Source organism: Bacillus sp. LR--39, assembly GCF_053613335.1.
Genome location: NZ_JBSIOT010000830.1, coordinates 1 through 728 on the forward strand (window position 1 = coordinate 1; position 728 = coordinate 728).

A 728-nucleotide genomic window follows, 5' to 3' on the forward strand; every position below is an offset into this window, starting at 1 on the left:
GGATGCGGCCCAGATGATCCGATATGCGGTGGAAAACGCCGGCATCTCAGGCCCAATGAATGTCACCGCGCCCAATCCTGTGGACATGAAGCAATTCGGAAAAACGATTGCACGGGTGAAGCACCGCCCGCACTGGCTCCCCGTCCCGGAATTCTTTTTATCAAAAGCATTGGGTGAAATGAGTCTTTTGATTGTGAAAGGACAGCGCGCTCTTCCGAAAAAAGCGATAACCTCTGGATTTCGTTTTACATATTCGGATCTTGAATTTGCACTCTCACAGCTGATAGCGGACCGAAAGACTGTATAAAAACAGCAGGAAGCGTCAACCTTAAGAATAACATGGTTGAAGGAGGTCCTTTTTATGGAAAAAAGAGGGAGAAGCACCAGCAAGGCGCCAACCTGAAAAAAATGCAGGAAGTTCTTTATTCAGGCGAATTTAAAAAAGCGGAAAAAGCTGCTAAGCGGAAGTAGGAATACATAGCCCCTTAAAACCAAATACTATATTTGTTTGATATCACTTTTTAGGGGGAATTTGATATGGGCAGAAATCATATCCACAAAAACCGTGATAAAAACAAACAAAAGCTTCCACAAGTTCCCGATGCCTTAAAAAGGGAAACTGACGGCGTTTACGAAGAATATTCAACCGAGCTTGCTGATGCAGATGACCGCGAAGCGCAAGAGCGTGCGAAAGCAGCCGACAACAGAGCGAAAAAGAAATCTCGTTA

3 protein-coding genes are annotated in these 728 nt (G+C 44.9%); all 3 read left to right on the top strand.

What is annotated here, in order from left to right:
- On the top strand, positions 1–307 hold a 307-nt coding region (locus ACWHAR_RS26825; RefSeq protein WP_452088395.1), incomplete at its 5' end, for a DUF1731 domain-containing protein.
- A 32-nt stretch (positions 308–339) separates the two neighbouring features.
- The gene (locus tag ACWHAR_RS26830) at positions 340–471 is read left to right on the top strand and encodes a YfhE family protein (RefSeq protein WP_041351182.1); all 132 of its coding nucleotides are present in this window, start codon (positions 340–342) and stop codon (positions 469–471) included.
- A gap of 66 nt (positions 472–537) precedes the next feature.
- A partial coding sequence (locus ACWHAR_RS26835) for a YfhD family protein (protein WP_003233561.1) occupies positions 538–728 on the top strand: 191 nt, incomplete at its 3' end.

Excerpts from the sequence above, each read along its gene's own strand:
- ACWHAR_RS26830 (WP_041351182.1), top strand. The coding sequence starts at position 340 with ATGGTTGAAGGAGGTCCTTTTTATGGAAAAAAGAGGGAGAAGCACCAG.